Below are 17,758 nucleotides of genomic sequence, written 5' to 3'. Positions count from 1 at the left end.
CTTTTCAAGGTTGGGAAATCAGGGTTTGCATCCGCCGCCGGCTGCTCAGCACCTGCTCAAGCAGGTTCAGGCAGTCCGACAGCGATGCCGTGTCGTCGTCGCCACGCGGCGGGCTGGACCAGCCGGCCAGCGCGTCGGGATGCAGCGCGCAGAGCAAATCCGGCAGTTGCTGGCGCAGGCCGTAGTCCTGCTGCAGCGCGCCCTGCGCAAGCTTCGGCTGCAGCAGTTGCACGAACCGCAAGGAAAGTGCCGCACCCCAGCAGTCCTGTGCGGCGACGCCGGACAGGCAGGCGTCTATCGCGGCGTGCAAGGCGTTGTCGCTTGACAGCTGTGCAAGCTGCCACGCCTCACGGCGCTCAACCGGCAACATGGCGAGCAGCGGCGCAGGCATGGTCTCGCGCCGTGCGCCGCCCAGCGACAGAAGCGCTTCGGCCCAGTCGGCATCCGGTTGCGTCAGCAGCGCGTGCAGCCAGCCGCGCAGAAGCGCTTCGGCCCAGTCGCTGGCGACGGCGAGCCTGACCAGCGCCGCCGCATCGAGCCCGCTGTGCACACACCACCAGGCCAGTGAACTGCGCCGCGTGAGCTGATAAAGCCACCACGCGCGCTCGCCGAGAGATTCATATTTGGGCAACTCCGTTTCGATGCCGTCTGCCTTCCAGTCGGCCTCTTTTTGCAGCGGCGCCTCGAAGCGGACACGCGGCACGGCAAGCCCGGTGATGCGCTTGAGCAGGCCGGGGCTTTCGTTCCCGGACACGCACAACGGTGCGAGGCGCGCGGCCATGCGCTGGGCATAGGCGCTGTCAGGCAAGGACGCCAACAGGTCGGCCGCGCCGGAGCGCACATCCTGCGCGCGATCCTTGAGCTGCGCCGCCAGAAAGGCCTCGTCGTCAATTGACAACCCGGTCGCAAGGGTCTGCAGCAGCAGCGCCCGGTCCTTCGCGGCCAGGCTGCTCCAATCTGCCTCAAGCCGTGCGCGCGCCTGGCCGGGCGCACTGGCGCGCTCGGCATGCAGCACGGCACGTCGCTGCTCAAGGTTGCCGCGCTCCCAATGCGTCGCCGCGCTAGCGCTTTCCTCGGCACCGCAGGCATAGGCCCAATCGGGATTCTGTGCGGCAAGCCAACGGCCGCGCTCGCCGAGCACCGGCCCCAGGTCGGCCCGCAGCAACACGTTGGCGCGGCCCAGTTGCAGAAGCGCAGACAGCAGGGCCGGCGGCGCATGCAGCCCGGCGTTCACCATCGCCCGCAGCAATTGCGCCTGAAGCCGCAGCGGTCCGTGGGCCAGCCCCCCGGACAGCAGATCCACCCAGTCGGCATCTGCCTCACGCCGGCTTTCAGCGGGAGCCGGCGCAGGCGCGGCGATTGTGCCGGGCGGCGCCTGCCAGCCGGCCTGGCGGCACAGTGCTAGCGCACCGGCCAGGCGCAACAGCTGCCCGGGCGCATCGGGCGGGGCGAGCGCCGCCGCTTCGCGCAGGAGGCCCTGGACCGGATCGGTTGTGACGCCGGCCGGCAATGACCACGGTCGCTCGGCGCCCACCAGCGCGGCCTGCAGCAGGCTGCTCCAGTCGATCATGACGTGGTCTCCGCGGCGCAGCGCCAGCAGTCACTGCCGCCCCGCACCCAGGCCGACAGCGGTCGCAGCGCGGCCCCTTCCCATTCACCGAACAGCTCGACCGCCTGCCCGCCAGCAAACGCAAGCAACTCCCAGCCGTCGGCATCGCTCAGTCGCAGCCCCAGTTGCCGCTCGCCGCACAGTAGCGCCCAGCCATCGGCGTGGCGCAGCAACTGTGCATTGCCGAGCAGCAGTGGCCAGCGTTCGGCCCAGGGATTCGCGGCCATGCGTTCGGCCAGCGCCGACCATTCGTCGTCCCAGCCGGGCACTGGCGAAAAGGCTGTGTCGCCGCCATCCGGCATATCGTCCACGGTCTGTGCCAGCATCGCGCGCAGAGGGTCGGCGCCGGGGTAAAAGGCCAATGCACAAAGACTCTTCTGGCCCACCATCCAGCCGTGCTCAAAGGCTTTGCCAGCGTAAGAAAAATCGACGAGCAGCGCGCGCCGGGCGCTTTGCCGCCCAATCAGCCAAACCCGGCGCTCGGTCAACCGTGCCTCTCGCTCGACCATCACCTGGGCAATGACCTGCCAGCTGTCGCTCACAGCCGGTCCGGCGGCAAGCACCTCCTCCCGCTCCAGGGGCCAACCCAGCGCCTGGCGCAGGTCGGCCTGCAGCGCTGGCGTCAAGCGCTCGCGCTGTTGTGCTGCATCGACCAGCAGTTGCAGGTTGCCGAGCCGCGCCAGCAAGCGCGCCGGCCAGTCGGTGCCTTCGCCGACCAGGGCCATCGCCTGCGTCAGGCGCTGTGCAAGACCGGGCGCCTGCGCGTCCACCATGCGTGCAGCGATACCGGTCGCATTACCGGGTTGGCCAGCCAGCGCTGCCAATCCCTTGCGGCCCAGGTCATCCAGCCACAGCGCCAGCTCGCGCGCACCCGCAGCCATGCGTTCAAACCGTTTGTCCTCGCGCTTTGCGGCGGCCGCAGGATCAGCCGGTGCTGGCGCGGCGGAGGCGCGCACTTCCTTCTTCTCGGCGCGCTCCTTGCGCGAGGCCAGCCATTCGCCGACCCAGGCCGGTTCAGGCGCCGTGAAGGTGGCAGGAGTCTGCGCCTGCAACAGCAGCAACGCCAGACCATGTTTGCAGGGAAATTTGCGACTTGGGCAACTGCAGCGGAAAGTCGGCCCGGCACCTGAGAGGTCGACCTGAGTCTGGTAAGGCTTGCTGCCGCTGCCCTGGCATTCGCCCCAGACCGCGTTGTCGCTGGCGCCCAGCATGGGCCATTTACCCGATGCAACAAGGCCGCGCGCGGCCTTGCTGGAGCTGTCATCGGGAGACAGCGCCAGCACGGCATCGGCGCTGAACGGCACACGGCTCATGCGCGGTGGCGGGGGTTCAAATTCGACGTACGGTCATCGACCGCCCAAACCGCTTTCCACATCCCGCCACACCATCCCCCGTTTGTTTTTTGCTCAAAGCAATATACCGCAAGCGCACACCGAGGCCGGGTTCGGTGTTTCGGAGTTCGAGCTCGCTGCCGTGGGCCTGGGCGATCAGGCGGCACAGGTACATGCCGAGGTCAACGCCGCCAGTGGCGCGCTGGCGGGCGCTGTCGGTCCGGTAGAAGGGCTCCGTGAGACGGGTTAACTGGCTGGGGGCGACGCGGGAACCGAAGTCGCGCACTTCCAGGAATACACGCTCGCCCTGCAGTACCAGCGCGAGCCTGGCGGTCGTTCAGCTTCAGCGCTGTGGCGCAGTGCGTTGTCGAGCAGGTTGCGTAGCATCAGCCGCATATGCATACGGTCCAGCGTGGCGTGCGGACTGGCCAGCCGCTCGCTTTCCAGCAAGTCGCTGATCAGGTCGCGCGTCCGGTCCCGCTTTCATCCCTCACCCTTCTGTATGCGCCGAGGAGCGGAGATCCAGCCGGACCAGGGCGAGCGATTGTCTAAGCCGAAGGCGAGTTCGAGCTCGACCCCGGCTGGACCGAGCACCGCAGGCTGTCCGTAGCGAAGGGAAGGGACGCAGACAGCGGGGGCGCCTTTTTCTTTGCTTACTTTCTTTTTGGCGACGCAAAAAGAAAGTGAGTTGCCGCCGGGCAACCCCCCGCTTGCAGGCAAACCGCAACAGCCAGAACAAAGCACGTGGTCAACAAACATGGATCCCGGATCAAGTCCGGGATGACAAATCTAGGAAAATTTCGCTATAAATTTAGTAGCTGTCTGCGCCCATCAAATAAGGGCTAGCGGCACATTTCATCAAAAATCAGATGCCACAAAACTCTCTGCAGCGGTCAAAATTTATAAGAAAAATGCCCGCAGTCCTTATTGCACGGGCGCAAGCAGCTATAACTTCAATAGCAAAAGCAGCAAGAAGACTACAGCAGCGTAGCCGGCTCTTCGCTGGCCAGCACGTCTTGCGCCCAACGCTCCAGCTTGCCCGCATCCGCCCGCAGCACCTGCTGCTTGACCGCCAGGATCTGCGACGGGTGCATCGAGAAGCTGCGCAGGCCCATGCCCAGGAGGAGTCGCGTCATGGTTACGTCACCGGCCATCTCGCCGCAGACGCTGACGCCCTTGCCCTGCGCATTGCACTCGGCAATGGTGTCGGCAATCAGCCGCAGCACAGCCGGGTGGCAGGGGTCGTACAGATGCGAAACCGCTTCGTCGGCGCGGTCGATCGCCAGCGTGTACTGGATCAGGTCGTTGGTGCCTATGGACAGGAAGTCGAAGTACTTCAGGAAGAGCTTGAGCGTCAGCGCAGCCGCCGGAATTTCGATCATGGCGCCCAGTTGCACCGGCCCGTAGGCAATGCCCTTGTTGTCCAGCTCGGCGCGCGCATGGTCGAGCAGCGACAGGGTCTGGCGAATCTCCCTGCCATGAGCCAGCATGGGCACCAGCAGGTTGACCTGGCCATGCGCCGCCGCGCGCAGGATGGCACGCAGCTGCGTCAGGAACATCGGCGGGTCAGCCAGGCTCCAGCGGATCGCGCGCAGGCCCAGCGCCGGGTTCAGCTGTCCGTCCTGTGCGCGGCCGGCGAGCTTGTCCAGCGGTTTGTCGGAGCCGATGTCCACCGTGCGGATGGTGACCGGCAAGCCCTGCATGCCTTCGACCGCCTTGCGATAAGCGAGGTATTGCTCCTGCTCGTCGGGCAGCTTGCCGGGCCGGCCCATGAACAGGAACTCGCTGCGGAACAGGCCCACACCCACCGCTCCCACCGCGATCGCGCCCGCGGCGTCGTCGGGCATTTCAATGTTGGCGAGCAGCTCGACCTTCTGTCCGTCCAGCGTGATCGCCGGTGTGTGTTTGAGGCGGTTCAGGCGTTGACGCTCGAGTTCGCCCTGGCGCTGCTTGAAGCCGTATTCGGCCAGGATGATAGGCGAAGGGTCCACGATGAGCACGCCCGCATCGCCGTCGATGATGACCCAGTCGTCCTGCTCGATCAGCTGGCTGGCACTACGCGCCCCCACTACAGCCGGAATGTCCAGACTACGCGCCACGATGGCGGTGTGCGAGGTCTTGCCGCCCACGTCGGTGGCAAAACCGACAAACAGGCTTTGCTTGAAGTGCAGCATGTCGGCCGGCGAGATGTCGTGCGCCACCAGCACCAGGGGCACGTCCATGGTGTCGTCCAGCAGCAGGTCCTGCTCGCGCCGCTGACGGTTGGCACCAGCCTGCGCCGCCGGCAACACCGGCGAGGCCACGCCTTTCATGAAACCCAGGATGCGCTCAACCACCTGCTCCAGGTCGGCCTTGCGCTCGCGCAGGTATTCGTCTTCCATGTCGTCGAACTGGCGCGCAATGATTTCGTACTGCGTGGTCAGCGCCCATTCGGCGTTGTAGAGCCGGTCCTTGATCCAGTGCTTGACGCCGCTGATCAGCTGCTCGTCCTGCAGCAGCATCAGGTGCACGTCAAGCAGTGCCGACAGCTCGTGCGGAGCGTCCTTGGGCAGCTCCCGCTGCACCCGCGCAATCTCCTCGGCCACCGCGTCTCGCGCCACACGCAGCCGCTGGATCTCTTCAGCGGTTTTGGAGGCGTCGATGAAGTAGTGCGCCACGTCGGCACGGCTCGACGCCACCAGCACGGCGCGGCCAATCGCCACCCCGCGAGAGACAGCCAGACCGTGGACGCTGAAGGTCACTTGGCTCCCCGCACCGGTTTTTCCCCAAGCCAGCCAGGGCCGCGGGTCCGGCTTTGCCGGCCCGCAGGCGCAGTGGCCCCCTCGGGGGGCAGGGAGTTACGCGAAGCGAACGACCGTGGGGGCGTCATTTATTCGCCCTCCCCGAACTTGTCAGCAATCAAGGCCAGGATGCCGTCCATTGCAGCTTGCTCGTCGGCGCCATCGGTTTCAATATCGACAGTGCTGCCGATGCCGGCGGCCAGCATCATCACGCCCATGATGCTTTTGGCGTTGACGCGGCGTTCGCCCCTGGAGATCCAGACATCGCAGGGGAAGCTGCCGGCGAGTTTGGTGAGCTTGGCCGAAGCGCGCGCATGCAGGCCCAGCTTATTGTTGATGGTCGTGCTGGTCTTGATCATGGTTTCTACGTGCTTGATTCTGCGGTGCGGTGATGGCCACCTGCATGATGCCCTGCGTTCCGCCCATCACGGCGCGTGCCACCAGCGAGTCCAGCGGTTCGTGCCGGTAAGACACGGTGCGCAGAAGCATGGGCAGGTTGACGCCGGTGATCAGTTTGGAATGCACGCCGTCAACCAGCTTCTGCGCCACATTGCAGGGCGTGGCGCCAAACACGTCGGCCAGCACCAGGGCGTGCGAGGTGCCCATCTGCCTGAACACGATGCGCGCCTGAGCCAGGGTTTCCTCCGGCGGCATGTTGGGCTGCACGTCCAGCGCCGCGATACTGGCCGGATTGTCGGGAAACACGTGCAGGACGCATTGGCGCAAGGCGGAGGCCAGCGGCGCGTGGGCGATGATGAGAATGCCGTTCATTGCCTTGAATTATCGGCGGTGGGGTCTGCTTTAGCGCCGTGGAAGAAGGCATACGATGCGATACAACAACACAAAAACACCCCCAGCGCGGCCTGAAAGCTCGCCACACGGTCCATCCCCATCGCCTGGAAAGCATCGATCAGCAAGCCGATGCCCCACTGCATGACAAACACACCGGCAAATATCACCAGGTTGTAGCCCGACAGTGCGCGCCCGGCCAACGCCTGCGGAAAGGCCATGCCCACCGCGGGCTGGGCCAGGCCCATGACGCTGGCGCTCATGCAAAACAGCGCCCAGCCAACCCAGCCTGTGGCGGGCCCGGCAACAATGTTTGCCGCCAACACCGTCATGCTGAGCGGCACACCCCAGGTGATCAACCGGTTGGCGCTCCAGCCGTGCCGCGACAGCCACGGGTTGACCATGCCCCAGCCCCAGAAGGTGAACAACATGGCGCCATTGATCCAGAACAGCCCGGTGGCGGCTTCCAGCGGCGTGTAGCCCGCCACGCGGATCATCCACGGGCCCGCCCACAAGGTCTGGATGGCAATCACGCCGCCATAATTGAAAAAAGCCAGTGGCGCCATTTTCTGGAAATAGCGGCTGCGCCAAATGAATGTGGCCCCCACGCTCCCCACTGCGTGTGGTTCGCGAGGCCTTGCAGGCCGCCGCTCGCCAGAGGCTTCGCTTCTGTCGCCTGTCCAAACCTGCGCAGGCAGGTTTGGACCCGCAGGCTCCAGCCCCTCGGGGGCCGCTGCGCCTGCTGCCCGGCTAAGCCGGTTCCGCGGCCCCTGCTTGAAGGGAGAGGGGGACCCTGCGCTCCATGCAGGCACCACCCACGCAATCGCCAGCATCGACAACAAGATCAGCCCCGCCAGAATCCAGAACAGTGGGCGCCAGCCCGTCAGCGGCATCAGCCACTGCACCGGCAAGGTGGAGGCCAGCATGCCCAGCGAGCCGGTCATCAGCATCCACGAATTCGCGCGCAGCAAGGTGCCTGTGTCAAACCAGCGACGGTAACCTGTCAGCGGCGCCATCAGGCAGGCGCTGACGCCCATGCCCAGCAACACGCGTGCGATCAGCAACCCGGTAAAACTTGTCGCGACAGAAAAAGCCAGGCAGGCCAGCACAGCCAAACTCAAAAAGCTGAGGATCACCCGCTTGGGACCATGCCGATCCAGCCAGGTGCCCAGTGGCAGCTGGGTGGCGGCAAAACCCAGAAAGTAGCCGCCCGCCAGCAGCCCCAGATCGCGCGCATGCAATGAAAACTCCTGCGTCAGCACCGGCGCCAGAGTAGCGGTGATGGCGCGTACCAGGGTCGAGCAGAAGTAGGCCGCCGCAAAGGCCAGGAACACGACAATGCCCGCGCGCCGCGCCAGCAGGCCAGAAGGCGCATGGCCAGCCGGAAAACCTGCGGCCGCCTGAACAGCACTCATCAGCGCACGCTTCCAGCATCCAGCTTGAGGCTGGAGAAAAAGGTGTCGGCCACCTCGGGCGAAATCTTGTCGGCGTAAATCACCGCCTGGAACACCTGGGCGCCGTGGGTGAAATAAGCGGCCTGGCTTTGCACCGCGCTACCATTGGCGCGCTGGCCGGTGGCCTGCACCAGCAGGGCTGACGGCTGCACCGATGCCCCGGGCAGTTTCAAGGGGGCGCTCTGGCCGGCGTCGGTGGCCTTCATGTTGGCCAGGGTGGCCGCCCGCCAGCCGGTCAGTGCGGCAGCCATCTGGCTGGCGTCCTTGACGGTGGCCACGGCGATGGCAAAAGTGGCGCCCCCGGCATCGCAGCCCAGCATGGCCAGCTCGGTGGTCTGCCCGCCCAATGGCACGCTGCGTGTCGCCTTGTCGGGCTTGCATGGCAGCAGCAGGCTCAGCGCAGTGTTGTCAGGGCGGACTTCACGCCAGTTAAAAGCCGGGCTGCATGCCATGAGCAGCACCAAGGTGGCAGCCAACAGGCGCGTCGTCAACGGTGTCAGGGAAGGGAAAGCCGGGGCCATGGTCTTGTTTGGAGGGAGCACCTGACTTTACAGCGATTCAAAAGTACAACCCGTTTTGGGGCAAACCGCCCCGGCCAGCCGACCATGCACCGTTTTGGATCTGTTACAGCCCCCGCCAACGCACCAAGCTGGGCACGATGTTTGCTGATGGCATGCACGAAGAATCCGAATTGAAGAAGCCAGGACTTGACCACGCAATGATGCAGCCCTGCAGTCACCACCGACCGAACATTGTCCGCCTTGATAAGCTACTGATGATGTCCCTCAAAACGCAAAAATCAATCGCTGCAATATTGCTATGTCTAGGTGCTGCAAGCCCTGTTTGTGCTTTAGAGCTGCAGAATCAAAACTTCAGCGATGACGAAATCTTCTCGGCTGTCGTCAACCGGTTTAAAAAGCCGCTGCTACATCGGTTTAACTCTGCGGCTACGGGCGAGCGCCCACCACTGCTGGTGCTGGGTCCCGCCCTGAAGTTCGGCGCAAAAATCAAATCCACCTCATTTACCCACCTGACGCAGCAAGAGTTGGTGGAGCAACAACAAGCTGTTTTCTTATTGGTAACCAAGGCGTACCCGGATCCTGAGCGGAACGCACTGTATATGGACTACGACATTCCCAGCAATGCGTCTTTTGGCGTGCTGAAGGTTTATCCCAAAGATGGCGGGCTGGTCACTGAAGTTCTTGACAGCTATCGATCATCCTCGGGGGCCAGAGCCACTTATGGCAAGTTGTACAAAGGCGTGGTTTGCCAGGACAACACAGAGATGGCTTATCGCTGGAACTACTACGTACGCAATGGCTCAAGCGGGCGCTGCCCTGACACGATGTTTACTGAATTTACGGACTAATTAATTTCCCAATTAACCCAGCCACTCCTTGCCCGCACGACGCCCATTTCAAACACTGGAGCCACCATGAACCGCAACGACATCACCGAAAAAATCATCACCGTCAAAGTCTCCAAAGGCATCACCTGGGAATCCGTTGCCAAAAAAATAGGCCTCAGCAAAGAGTGGGTCACCGCCACCTGCCCAAGGGTGATCGTGTGAACGTGGTTTTGTCGGGCAAGTTTTTGCCATGCAAGACGTACTGATTTTGACGACGCGAGTGCTGTCCGGCGCAGACCAGCCGGTCTGGCGCGACAAGCTGTCGCAGCTGCTGGAGTCCACCGGCGAGGGCATTTTCGGCATCGACATGGACGGCCGCTGCACCTTCATCAACCGCGCCGGGGCCGAGCAGCTGGGCTATGCGCCGGCCGACATGCTGGGCCACAACATGCACGAGCTGGCGCACCACAGCCATGCTGACGGCTGCCACTACCCGGAACACCTGTGCCCCATCTTCAACGCCTTCCGCAAGGCCCTGCCTTGCCGCATAGACACCGAGCTCTTCTGGCGCAAGAACGGCAGCGCCTTCCCGGTTGAATATTCCTCCTATCCCATCGTCGAAGGCGGCGTGGTGCAGGGTGCCGTGGTCACCTTTGTGGACATCTCGGCGCGCCGCCAGGCGGAAGACGCCCTGCGCCAGGCACACGCCGTGCTGGAGCAGCGCGTCAGCGAGCGCACCCAGGCGCTATCTGAAGCGCTGCAGCAACTGCGCGAACTCTCGGCCTACACCCACACCGTGCGCGAGGAAGAGCGCACGCGCATCGCACGGGAGGTACATGACGAGCTCGGTAGCCTGCTGGTGGCGCTGAAGATGGACGTGGGCTGGCTGGACAAGCGCCTGGGCGAGCAGCCCCGCCGCTCCACCGACGAAGCCCAGGCCATGCGCGACACCATGCGCAGCAAATGCCAGAACATGAGCCGGCTGATTGAAGCCGCCGTTGACAACGTGGGCCGCATCATCACCGACCTGCGCCCCAGCATCCTCGACCATCAGGGCCTGTGGGCTGCGCTGGACTGGCAGGCCCACGAGTTTGTGCAGTCGGCCGAGCTGGCGCTTGACTGGCAGATGGAAGTGGCCGGCGCTGTCCCGCTGCCCGAAGCCTCGGCGATTGCCGTCTTCCGCATCTTCCAGGAGATGCTCAGCAACGTGGGCCGCCATGCACACGCCAGCCGCGTGGCCATCGCCATCCGCGCCACGCCCGGGGAGATCAGCATCAGCGTGCAGGACAACGGCCGGGGCGCCGAAGCCGCCGCCTTTGAAGCGGCCAATGCCTATGGCGTGATGGGCATGCGCGAGCGCGCGCGGCATTTGGGTGGCAGCCTGGAAATATCAAGCCAAATCGGGCTTGGGTCCTTGTTCCACCTGCGCATACAGCTATCAAATTAAGAGCAGACAGGCACACCATGAACACCGTGAAAATCCTGATCGGCGACGACCACCGCATCGTGCGCGAAGGCCTCAAGCAGGTGCTGGCCGATGCGCCCGAGATCGAGGTGGCGGCAGAAGCCGAAACCGGCCCCGAGGTGCTGCAGCGCGTCCAGGCGCTGGGCGGCCACGAAGGCCTGGGCGCCGTGCTGCTCGACATTGCCCTGCCGGAGCGCGACGGCATGGACGTGTTGCAGGCCCTCAAAAAGAGCTGGCCGCTGCTGCCGGTGCTGATGCTCAGCACCTACCCCGAGAAGCAGTACGCGGTTCGTTGCATCAAGCTGGGCGCCGCCGGCTACCTGAACAAAAGCGCAAATCCCGACGACATGATTGCCGCGGTGCGCAAGATCGCGGCCGGCGGCCTGTATGTCTCAGCCATCACCGCCGAAGCGCTGGCCAGCGCGGTCGGCGGCAGCGGCGGGCGCAGCGGTGCCGAAGCCCTGTCACACCGCGAGCATCAGGTGTTTCGCCTGCTCACGTCGGGCAAGTCCGTCGGCGAGATTGGCGCGCAGCTGGGCTTGGCGTCCAACACGGTAAGCACTTACCGCCTGCGCATCCTCGAAAAAACCGGCACCAAGAACGACGTGGAGCTGGCGCTGTATGCCGAGCGCCATGCCAAAACACCTTCAGGCGCCTGAGCGGCGGACCCGGGTACCACACGCTTTTCCCCGGAGGCAACACCACCGCTGGCCGCATGCGGCCTTGTCCTACGTTCGCTTGGGATGTGGCCGATAACGCCCCACACCCCGCGCATTAGGCTGGAATCTGGCTGGCGCAAGTGTCCGGCCCAGCTTCCAACCAAGGAGAACTCGATGACAACCGCAACAGAAGTGATGACCCGCGGCGTGCGGACCATGACCCCCTCCGACACCGTGGCCCTGGCAGCCCAGGCCATGGACGAACTCAATGTGGGGGTGATTCCCGTGTGCGACGGCGAAAGGCTGCTCGGCATGGTGACCGACCGCGACATCGTCGTCCGCGGCGTGGCGCAAGGGCTGGACGGCAAGTCCACCCCGCTGTCCAGCGTGATGAGCACCGGTGTGCGTACTGTCAGGGAAGGCGATAACGTGGAAGATATCCTCAGCAAAATGGCCGGCAGCCAGATCCGGCGCCTACCGGTGATTGACGACGACAACCGGCTGGTTGGCATTGTTTCGCTCGGCGACCTTGCCGCCAAAGACCCCGGTGACGAGGCAGAGGTCGGGCAATCGCTCGCTACCATTTCGTCACCCGCCGCGCCTGACCGCGGCGGCCAGTCACAGGCCCGCGGCGCCACCGGTGGCGGCGCTGCCTCGGCCAAGCCGGCGCGCAATTCCGGCAAGAAAGGCTGACCATGGCACCCAAAGCCTGGAGCGACAAGCGCGAACGCCAGTATGAGCACGTCAAGGAAAGCGTGCTCCAGCGCGGCGAGGACAAAGACACGGCTGAAGAAATCGCGGCCCGCACGGTCAACAAGGAGCGCGCCCAGCACGGCGAGGCCAGGGAGGCGAGCGCACAGACGCTCAGCGACACACCCGCACCAGTGCGCGGTGGCCAGCGCTCGCACAGCGGGGCCGGCGGCCGCACTCGCGACCAGCTGTACGAAGAGGCAAAAGAAAAAGGCATACGCGGCCGCTCGAGCATGCGCAAGGACGAGCTCCAAAAAGCCGTGGGCCGCTGAGGGCCGCACCCAGCCCCGCCGGGCGTGAGCGAAATTGGTGCGCAGCGGCTTCGTGTGCTGGCGCATGCAGAGGCAGCCGCTGACGCGCCCCCGCAAAAATCCGCACTCCCGGACTGGACACCCTGCCTAGCGATGCACTTCGCGCATTAGCGGCGCCACATGCGCCGCGTTTTGTAGTGCCGCCCCTACAAGCCGTCATCCACGCCACTCCTAAATAAGGCAGAAGGCCATTCAGCAGGCCCAAGTGGCGCGTCATTTGCATGGCTTGCCGCATCTTCATTTGAAAGGTGCGCGCCCCATGTCTGACCATTTCTCTCCCTATGACGCCGACAGGCCCCTGATGCTCAAGTGCAGCTGCGGGCGCGACCACACGGTGGCAGACCACCACCAGGAAATGAATGCCGACAGCGCCGCCGCCGAGCTGCGCAGCCGCAGCCTGAGCAGCGCGTTCGAGAGCTACTCCAACGAATTCATTGAAGCCACGCTGGTCAAGGCGCTGTTTCCGCAGGACGCCGTACGCCGCCGCTTTCTGCGCGCCGTCGGCAAGGGCACGGCCATGGCCGCGATTGCCAGCGTGCTGCCCGTCGGCACCATGCAGGCCATGGCGCAGGACAAGGGCAAGCTCGAAAAAACCAACCTGAAGATCGGCTTCATCCCCATCACCTGCGCCACGCCGCTGATCATGGCGCACCCGCTGGGCTTCTACAGCAAGCAGGGCCTGAATGTTGAAGTCGTCAAGACCGCTGGCTGGGCGCTGATACGCGACAAGATGATCAACAAGGAATACGACGCCACCCACTTCCTGAGCCCCATGCCGCTGGCGATTTCCATGGGCGTGGGTTCCAACCCGGTGCCCATGAATGTGGCCACCATACAGAACACCAACGGCCAGGCCATCACGCTGGCCAACAAGCACAAGGACAAGCGCGACCCCAAGATGTGGAAGGGCTTCAAGTTCGCGGTGCCCTTTGAGTTCAGCATGCACAACTTTTTGCTGCGCTACTACGTGGCTGAAGCGGGCCTGAACCCCGACACCGACATCCAGATCCGCGTGGTGCCGCCGCCTGAAATGGTGGCCAACCTGCGCGCCGGCAACATCGACGGCTACCTCGGCCCCGACCCCTTCAACCAGCGCGCGGTGTACGAGGAGATCGGCTTTTTGCACATCCTGACCAAGGACTTGTGGAACGGCCACCCCTGCTGCGCCTTCGGCACGAGTACCGAGTTCATCCAGAAGAACCCCAACACTTTTGCCGCGCTGTACCGCTCGGTGCTCACAGCCGCCGCCATGGCGCGCGACCCGAAAAACCGCGAACTGATCGCCAAGGTCATCTCGCCACAGGCCTACCTGAACCAGCCCGAAACCGTGGTGGCGCAAGTGCTGACTGGCCGGTTTGCCGACGGCTTGGGCAACATCAAGACCGTGCCCGACCGCGCCGACTTCGACCCGATCCCCTGGCAGTCGATGGCGGTGTGGATGCTGACGCAGATGAAGCGCTGGGGTTATGTGAAGGGCGACATCAACTACAAGCAGATTGCCGAAAAAGTCTTTCTGCTGACCGACGCCAAAAAGCGCATGGCCGAACTGGGCCAGAAGCCGCCCGAAGGCGCCTACCCCAAGTTCACAGTGATGGGCAAGGTGTTTGATGCGGCCAAGCCGGACGAATACCTCAAGTCCTTCGCTATCAACAAGATGGGTTGAACATGTGGCTCCCACGGTCGCTCACTGCGTGTAGCTCCCTGCCCCCCGAGGGGGCCGCTGCGCCTGCGGTCTGGCAGAGCCAGTCCCGCGGCCCCGGCTTGAAAGATACTCCGGGGCTATCCGCATCGTCGGCGGTGCCGCAACGTTTATTGGACCTTCAACTGTGAACCTCTTCAAAACCCTGAACTTCAAGGCCACTCTGGTCTCGGTGTTGCTGCTGCTGGTTTTTCTGGCGGCGTGGCAACTGGCCACCCTGCCTGCCACCGGCGGCGCAGCCGGGCCTGCGGTTTCAGCCGAACAGGCCGAGTATTTGAAGATGCTGGGCAAAGACCCCGGCACCGCCAAGGCGGGCGGGTTTCCGACGCCGCTGCAAATGGGCCAGACCGCCTGGAAGCATCTGTCCGATCCGTTTTACGACAAGGGCCCCAACGACAAGGGCGTCGCGATCCAGCTCGGCTATTCGCTGGCCCGTGTGGGCCTGGGGTTTCTGCTGGCCTGCGTGGTCGCCATTCCGCTGGGCTTCCTGATCGGCATGTCGCCACTGATGCGGCGAGCGCTCGACCCCTTCATCCAGGTGCTGAAACCGATCTCGCCGTTGGCCTGGATGCCGCTGGCGCTGTACACCATCAAAGACTCGTCCACCTCGGGCATCTTCGTGATCTTTATCTGTTCGGTCTGGCCGATGCTGATCAACACTGCCTTTGGTGTATCGGCCGTCAAGCGTGAATGGCTCAACGTCGCCAAGACGCTGGAGGTCAAGCCGCTGCGCAAGGCCTTTCTGGTCATCCTGCCGGCCGCCGCGCCAACCATTCTGACCGGCATGCGCATCTCCATGGGCATTGCCTGGCTGGTGATTGTGGCCGCGGAGATGCTGGTGGGCGGTACCGGCATTGGCTACTTTGTCTGGAACGAATGGAACAATCTCTCGCTGACCAACGTGATTTTTGCCATTGCGGTGATTGGCGTGATGGGCATGCTGCTGGACCTGATGTTTGCGCAGCTGCAAAAGTGGGTGACTTATGCCGAATGAGCCGAAAGACACCCTGAGCCCCGCCACCGCTGTGGGCCGCCCCTTCCTGCAGGTCGAAGGCCTGGCCAAGTCCTACCCCGGCACCAGCGAGCCGGTGTTCGACGAGGTCAACTTCAGCATCAACCGCGGCGAGTTTGTCTGCATCATCGGGCACTCGGGCTGCGGCAAAACCACCATCCTCAACGTGCTGGCAGGCCTCGAAAGCGCCAGCGCCGGCCATGTGTTCATGGACGGCCGCGAGGTCGCCGGCCCCAGCCTGGAGCGCGGCGTGGTGTTTCAGGGCCATGCGCTGATGCCCTGGCTCAGCGTGCGCAAGAACATTGCGTTTGCCGTGCGTTCCAAATGGCCGGACTGGACATCGGCGCAGGTCGATGCCCATGTGAAAAAGTACGTGGACCTGGTCGGCCTGTCCGGCGCGATTGACAAGAAACCCTCGGCGCTGTCGGGCGGCATGAAGCAGCGCGTGGGCATTGCGCGGGCCTTTGCCATCGAGCCCAAGATGCTGCTGCTGGACGAGCCCTTCGGCGCGCTGGACGCACTGACACGCGGCACCATCCAGGACGAGTTGCTGGCCATCGTGCGCGAGACGCACCAGACGGTGTTCATGATTACCCACGACGTAGACGAGGCCGTGCTGCTGGCCGACAAAATTTTGCTCATGAGCAACGGCCCGCAGGCCCGCGTGGCCGAGATCGTGCGCAACACCATGCCGCGCGACCGCCAGCGCGCCACCGTGCACCACGACCCGCAGTACTACCCGCTGCGCAACCACCTGGTGGACTTTCTGGTGGCGCGCTCCAAAGACCTGTCGCACGGCAAGGCGCCCGCGCACCCGCCCACGGTAGAGCCCGGCCGCGGCGCGCTGGCAGATACACCAACCTCCGTCACCCTGAAAGCTGTTGCATGAGCACCGAACAAGCCCGCCCGCCGCTGCCGCCCTTCACGCTGGAAACCGCGAAAGAAAAAGTGCAAAAGGCCGAAGACGCCTGGAACAGCTGCGACCCCGACCGCGTGGCCTTGGCCTACACCGAAGACTCGGTCTGGCGCAACCGCGCCGACTTCTTCTCGGGCCGGCCCATGATCCGCGAGTTCCTCAAACGCAAATGGGCCAAGGAGCTGGACTACCGGCTCAAGAAAGAACTCTGGGCCTACACCGACAACCGCATCTCGGTGCGCTTTGAGTACGAATGGCACGACGACGCGGGCTTCTGGTTCCGCTCCCACGGCAACGAGCAGTGGGAGTTTGACGAACTGGGCCTGATGCGCCGCCGCGAGGCCAGCATCAACGACGTGCCGATCAAGGTCGCCGACCGCAAATTCCACTGGCCGCGGCCCGTCGCGGTCTGACCTTTAACTTTTTTCCCCTCTTCAATTTTTCAAACACAGGAGCAAACCACATGAACCGCATGGAAGTCACCGAAAAAATCATCACCGCCAAGGTGTCCAAGGGCATCACCTGGGAATCGGTCGCCAAGAAGGTCGGCCTCAGCAAGGAGTGGGTCACCGCCGCCTGCCTGGGCCAGATGACGTTTGACGAGAAGCAGGCGAAAGTGGTTGGCAAGATCTTCAGCCTGAACGCCGAAGAGCAGAAGTGGCTGCAGGTTGTGCCTTACAAGGGCTCGCTGCCCACACCCATTCCCACCGACCCGCTGATCTACCGCTGGTACGAAATCGTCAGCGTGTACGGCACGACGATCAAGGAACTGATCCACGAAGAGTTTGGCGACGGCATCATGAGCGCGATTGATTTTTCGATGGACATCGTGCGCCAGCCCGACCCCAAGGGTGACCGTGTGAATGTGGTGTTGTCGGGCAAGTTTTTGCCGTACAAGACTTATTGAGTAGGCAAGTCATCAAGCAGGCCTGAATGTTTGGCAAGAGCGGTGGGCAAAGCGCGCCGCCTTTCGCCCCCTTGGTCAATGGGGTCGAAGCCGTTTTCCGGCCAAAACTGCTAGACTGCAGACCATGAATGCCCGCGTTGACCACCTCATTGACGAAGCCCTTGCGCTGGCACCGGATGAGCGCTCGGCGGTGATGATTGCGCTGCTCGACAGCCTGGACGGCGAGGACGAGGCCACTGTTGCCAAGGCTTGGGCCAACGAGATTCGCCAGCGCAAAAGTGACCTGCGGTCCGGGGTGACACAAGCAGTGCCCTGGGCCGAAGCCCGTTCCCGCCTGAACGCTTTGTGAGCCCCTTCTCCGTCGTTCTTGCTCCAGCAGCAGAGAGCGACATCTCGGACGCGATTCTTTGGTACCGCGAGAGGAATGCGCTGGCTGCCGACGGCTTTCGCGCAGAGGTATTCGACATCATTGAACACATTGCAGATGCCCCTCTGAGCAGACCCGCAGATGAGGACGGAAACCGCCATCGTGTGCTGAAGAGATTTCCGTATTCTGTGTTCTACGACGTGATTGACGACACCGTGACAATCATCGCCGTTGCCCACCATCGACGCAGACCGAACTATTGGCGGGCGGTCGGAAGGTGACGGGATGGCCAGCGGCGAGCCAGTAGCTGTTGATTGCCGAGCAAATTTGACCCCTTTGAGTTGAGATTTTTCATCCAAAT

General features: G+C 63.8%; 20 protein-coding genes and 1 pseudogene. 13 read left to right on the top strand and 8 right to left on the bottom strand.

Annotated features, from left to right (window positions below; translation table 11 throughout):
- Nucleotides 1–4: 4 nt before the first annotated feature.
- The 8 genes from ABI660_RS11895 to ABI660_RS11860 all read right to left on the bottom strand — a co-directional run bounded on the left by ABI660_RS11895 (nucleotide 5) and on the right by ABI660_RS11860 (nucleotide 8,484).
- Nucleotides 5–1,570, bottom strand: a complete 1,566-nt coding sequence (locus tag ABI660_RS11895) for a DUF5691 domain-containing protein (RefSeq protein WP_348068201.1) — start codon at nucleotides 1,568–1,570, stop codon at nucleotides 5–7.
- Nucleotides 1,567–2,922: an SWIM zinc finger family protein gene (locus ABI660_RS11890; protein ID WP_348068199.1), complete on the bottom strand. Its 1,356-nt coding sequence runs from the start codon at nucleotides 2,920–2,922 to the stop codon at nucleotides 1,567–1,569. The genes ABI660_RS11895 and ABI660_RS11890 overlap by 4 nt, the downstream gene beginning before the upstream one ends.
- A gap of 16 nt (nucleotides 2,923–2,938) precedes the next feature.
- Complete coding sequence (locus ABI660_RS11885; protein ID WP_348068197.1) at nucleotides 2,939–3,226, bottom strand: ATP-binding protein; 288 nt, start codon at nucleotides 3,224–3,226, stop codon at nucleotides 2,939–2,941.
- 691 nt (nucleotides 3,227–3,917) lie between these two features.
- Nucleotides 3,918–5,681: a phosphoenolpyruvate--protein phosphotransferase gene (gene ptsP, locus ABI660_RS11880; protein WP_348068195.1), complete on the bottom strand. Its 1,764-nt coding sequence runs from the start codon at nucleotides 5,679–5,681 to the stop codon at nucleotides 3,918–3,920.
- 128 nt (nucleotides 5,682–5,809) lie between these two features.
- Nucleotides 5,810–6,079, bottom strand: coding sequence for an HPr family phosphocarrier protein (locus ABI660_RS11875; protein WP_348068193.1), 270 nt, complete (start codon nucleotides 6,077–6,079; stop codon nucleotides 5,810–5,812).
- Nucleotides 6,048–6,491 carry a PTS fructose transporter subunit IIA gene (locus ABI660_RS11870; protein ID WP_348068191.1) on the bottom strand — a complete coding sequence of 148 codons (444 nt, stop codon included), beginning with the start codon at nucleotides 6,489–6,491 and terminating at the stop codon, nucleotides 6,048–6,050. Before ABI660_RS11870 ends, ABI660_RS11875 begins: the two co-directional genes overlap by 32 nt.
- Nucleotides 6,488–7,924, bottom strand: a complete 1,437-nt coding sequence (locus ABI660_RS11865; RefSeq protein WP_348068189.1) for an MFS transporter — start codon at nucleotides 7,922–7,924, stop codon at nucleotides 6,488–6,490. Before ABI660_RS11865 ends, ABI660_RS11870 begins: the two co-directional genes overlap by 4 nt.
- Nucleotides 7,924–8,484 carry a hypothetical protein gene (locus ABI660_RS11860; protein WP_348068187.1) on the bottom strand — a complete coding sequence of 187 codons (561 nt, stop codon included), beginning with the start codon at nucleotides 8,482–8,484 and terminating at the stop codon, nucleotides 7,924–7,926. Before ABI660_RS11860 ends, ABI660_RS11865 begins: the two co-directional genes overlap by 1 nt.
- A 137-nt stretch (nucleotides 8,485–8,621) precedes the next feature.
- Here ABI660_RS11860 and ABI660_RS11855 point away from each other — a divergent pair, with 137 nt between their 5' ends.
- The 13 genes and pseudogenes from ABI660_RS11855 (at nucleotide 8,622) to ABI660_RS11795 (ending at nucleotide 17,678) form a co-directional block, all read left to right on the top strand.
- Nucleotides 8,622–9,332 carry a hypothetical protein gene (locus ABI660_RS11855; RefSeq protein ID WP_348068185.1) on the top strand — a complete coding sequence of 237 codons (711 nt, stop codon included), beginning with the start codon at nucleotides 8,622–8,624 and terminating at the stop codon, nucleotides 9,330–9,332.
- Nucleotides 9,333–9,398: 66 nt separating this feature from the next.
- Nucleotides 9,399–9,577 (top strand): annotated as a pseudogene (locus tag ABI660_RS11850) (hypothetical protein).
- Nucleotides 9,562–10,758: a PAS domain-containing sensor histidine kinase gene (locus ABI660_RS11845; RefSeq protein ID WP_348068183.1), complete on the top strand. Its 1,197-nt coding sequence runs from the start codon at nucleotides 9,562–9,564 to the stop codon at nucleotides 10,756–10,758. Before ABI660_RS11850 ends, ABI660_RS11845 begins: the two are co-directional and overlap by 16 nt.
- 17 nt (nucleotides 10,759–10,775) lie before the next feature.
- Nucleotides 10,776–11,435, top strand: coding sequence for a response regulator transcription factor (locus ABI660_RS11840; protein ID WP_348068181.1), 660 nt, complete (start codon nucleotides 10,776–10,778; stop codon nucleotides 11,433–11,435).
- Between the two features lie 174 nt (nucleotides 11,436–11,609).
- A complete protein-coding gene (locus tag ABI660_RS11835) occupies nucleotides 11,610–12,128 on the top strand; it encodes a CBS domain-containing protein (protein WP_348068179.1) in 519 nt (172 codons plus the stop codon).
- 2 nt (nucleotides 12,129–12,130) lie between these two features.
- Nucleotides 12,131–12,457, top strand: a complete 327-nt coding sequence (locus tag ABI660_RS11830) for a plasmid stabilization protein (protein WP_348068177.1) — start codon at nucleotides 12,131–12,133, stop codon at nucleotides 12,455–12,457.
- Between the two features lie 298 nt (nucleotides 12,458–12,755).
- Nucleotides 12,756–14,159 carry a CmpA/NrtA family ABC transporter substrate-binding protein gene (locus tag ABI660_RS11825; protein WP_348068175.1) on the top strand — a complete coding sequence of 468 codons (1,404 nt, stop codon included), beginning with the start codon at nucleotides 12,756–12,758 and terminating at the stop codon, nucleotides 14,157–14,159.
- Nucleotides 14,160–14,322: 163 nt separating this feature from the next.
- Entirely contained in the window at nucleotides 14,323–15,189 is an 867-nt protein-coding gene (gene ntrB / locus ABI660_RS11820) for a nitrate ABC transporter permease (RefSeq protein WP_348068173.1), read from the top strand.
- Entirely contained in the window at nucleotides 15,179–16,096 is a 918-nt protein-coding gene (locus ABI660_RS11815) for an ABC transporter ATP-binding protein (RefSeq protein WP_348068171.1), read from the top strand. The genes ntrB and ABI660_RS11815 overlap by 11 nt, the downstream gene beginning before the upstream one ends.
- On the top strand, nucleotides 16,093–16,536 hold the full coding sequence (locus ABI660_RS11810; RefSeq protein ID WP_348068169.1) for a nuclear transport factor 2 family protein: 444 nt from the start codon (nucleotides 16,093–16,095) through the stop codon (nucleotides 16,534–16,536). Before ABI660_RS11815 ends, ABI660_RS11810 begins: the two co-directional genes overlap by 4 nt.
- Nucleotides 16,537–16,586: 50 nt before the next feature.
- On the top strand, nucleotides 16,587–17,030 hold the full coding sequence (gene cynS, locus ABI660_RS11805; protein ID WP_348068167.1) for a cyanase: 444 nt from the start codon (nucleotides 16,587–16,589) through the stop codon (nucleotides 17,028–17,030).
- A 124-nt stretch (nucleotides 17,031–17,154) separates the two neighbouring features.
- The gene (locus ABI660_RS11800) at nucleotides 17,155–17,379 is read left to right on the top strand and encodes an addiction module protein (RefSeq protein ID WP_348068165.1); all 225 of its coding nucleotides are present in this window, start codon (nucleotides 17,155–17,157) and stop codon (nucleotides 17,377–17,379) included.
- The gene (locus ABI660_RS11795) at nucleotides 17,376–17,678 is read left to right on the top strand and encodes a type II toxin-antitoxin system RelE/ParE family toxin (protein WP_348068163.1); all 303 of its coding nucleotides are present in this window, start codon (nucleotides 17,376–17,378) and stop codon (nucleotides 17,676–17,678) included. The genes ABI660_RS11800 and ABI660_RS11795 overlap by 4 nt, the downstream gene beginning before the upstream one ends.
- Nucleotides 17,679–17,758 lie beyond the last annotated feature (80 nt).

The organism is Polaromonas sp. (assembly GCF_039930745.1).
In the GTDB taxonomy this organism is placed as follows: Bacteria; Pseudomonadota; Gammaproteobacteria; order Burkholderiales; family Burkholderiaceae_C; genus Polaromonas.
This window is presented reverse-complemented; position numbering and strand designations above follow the sequence as displayed.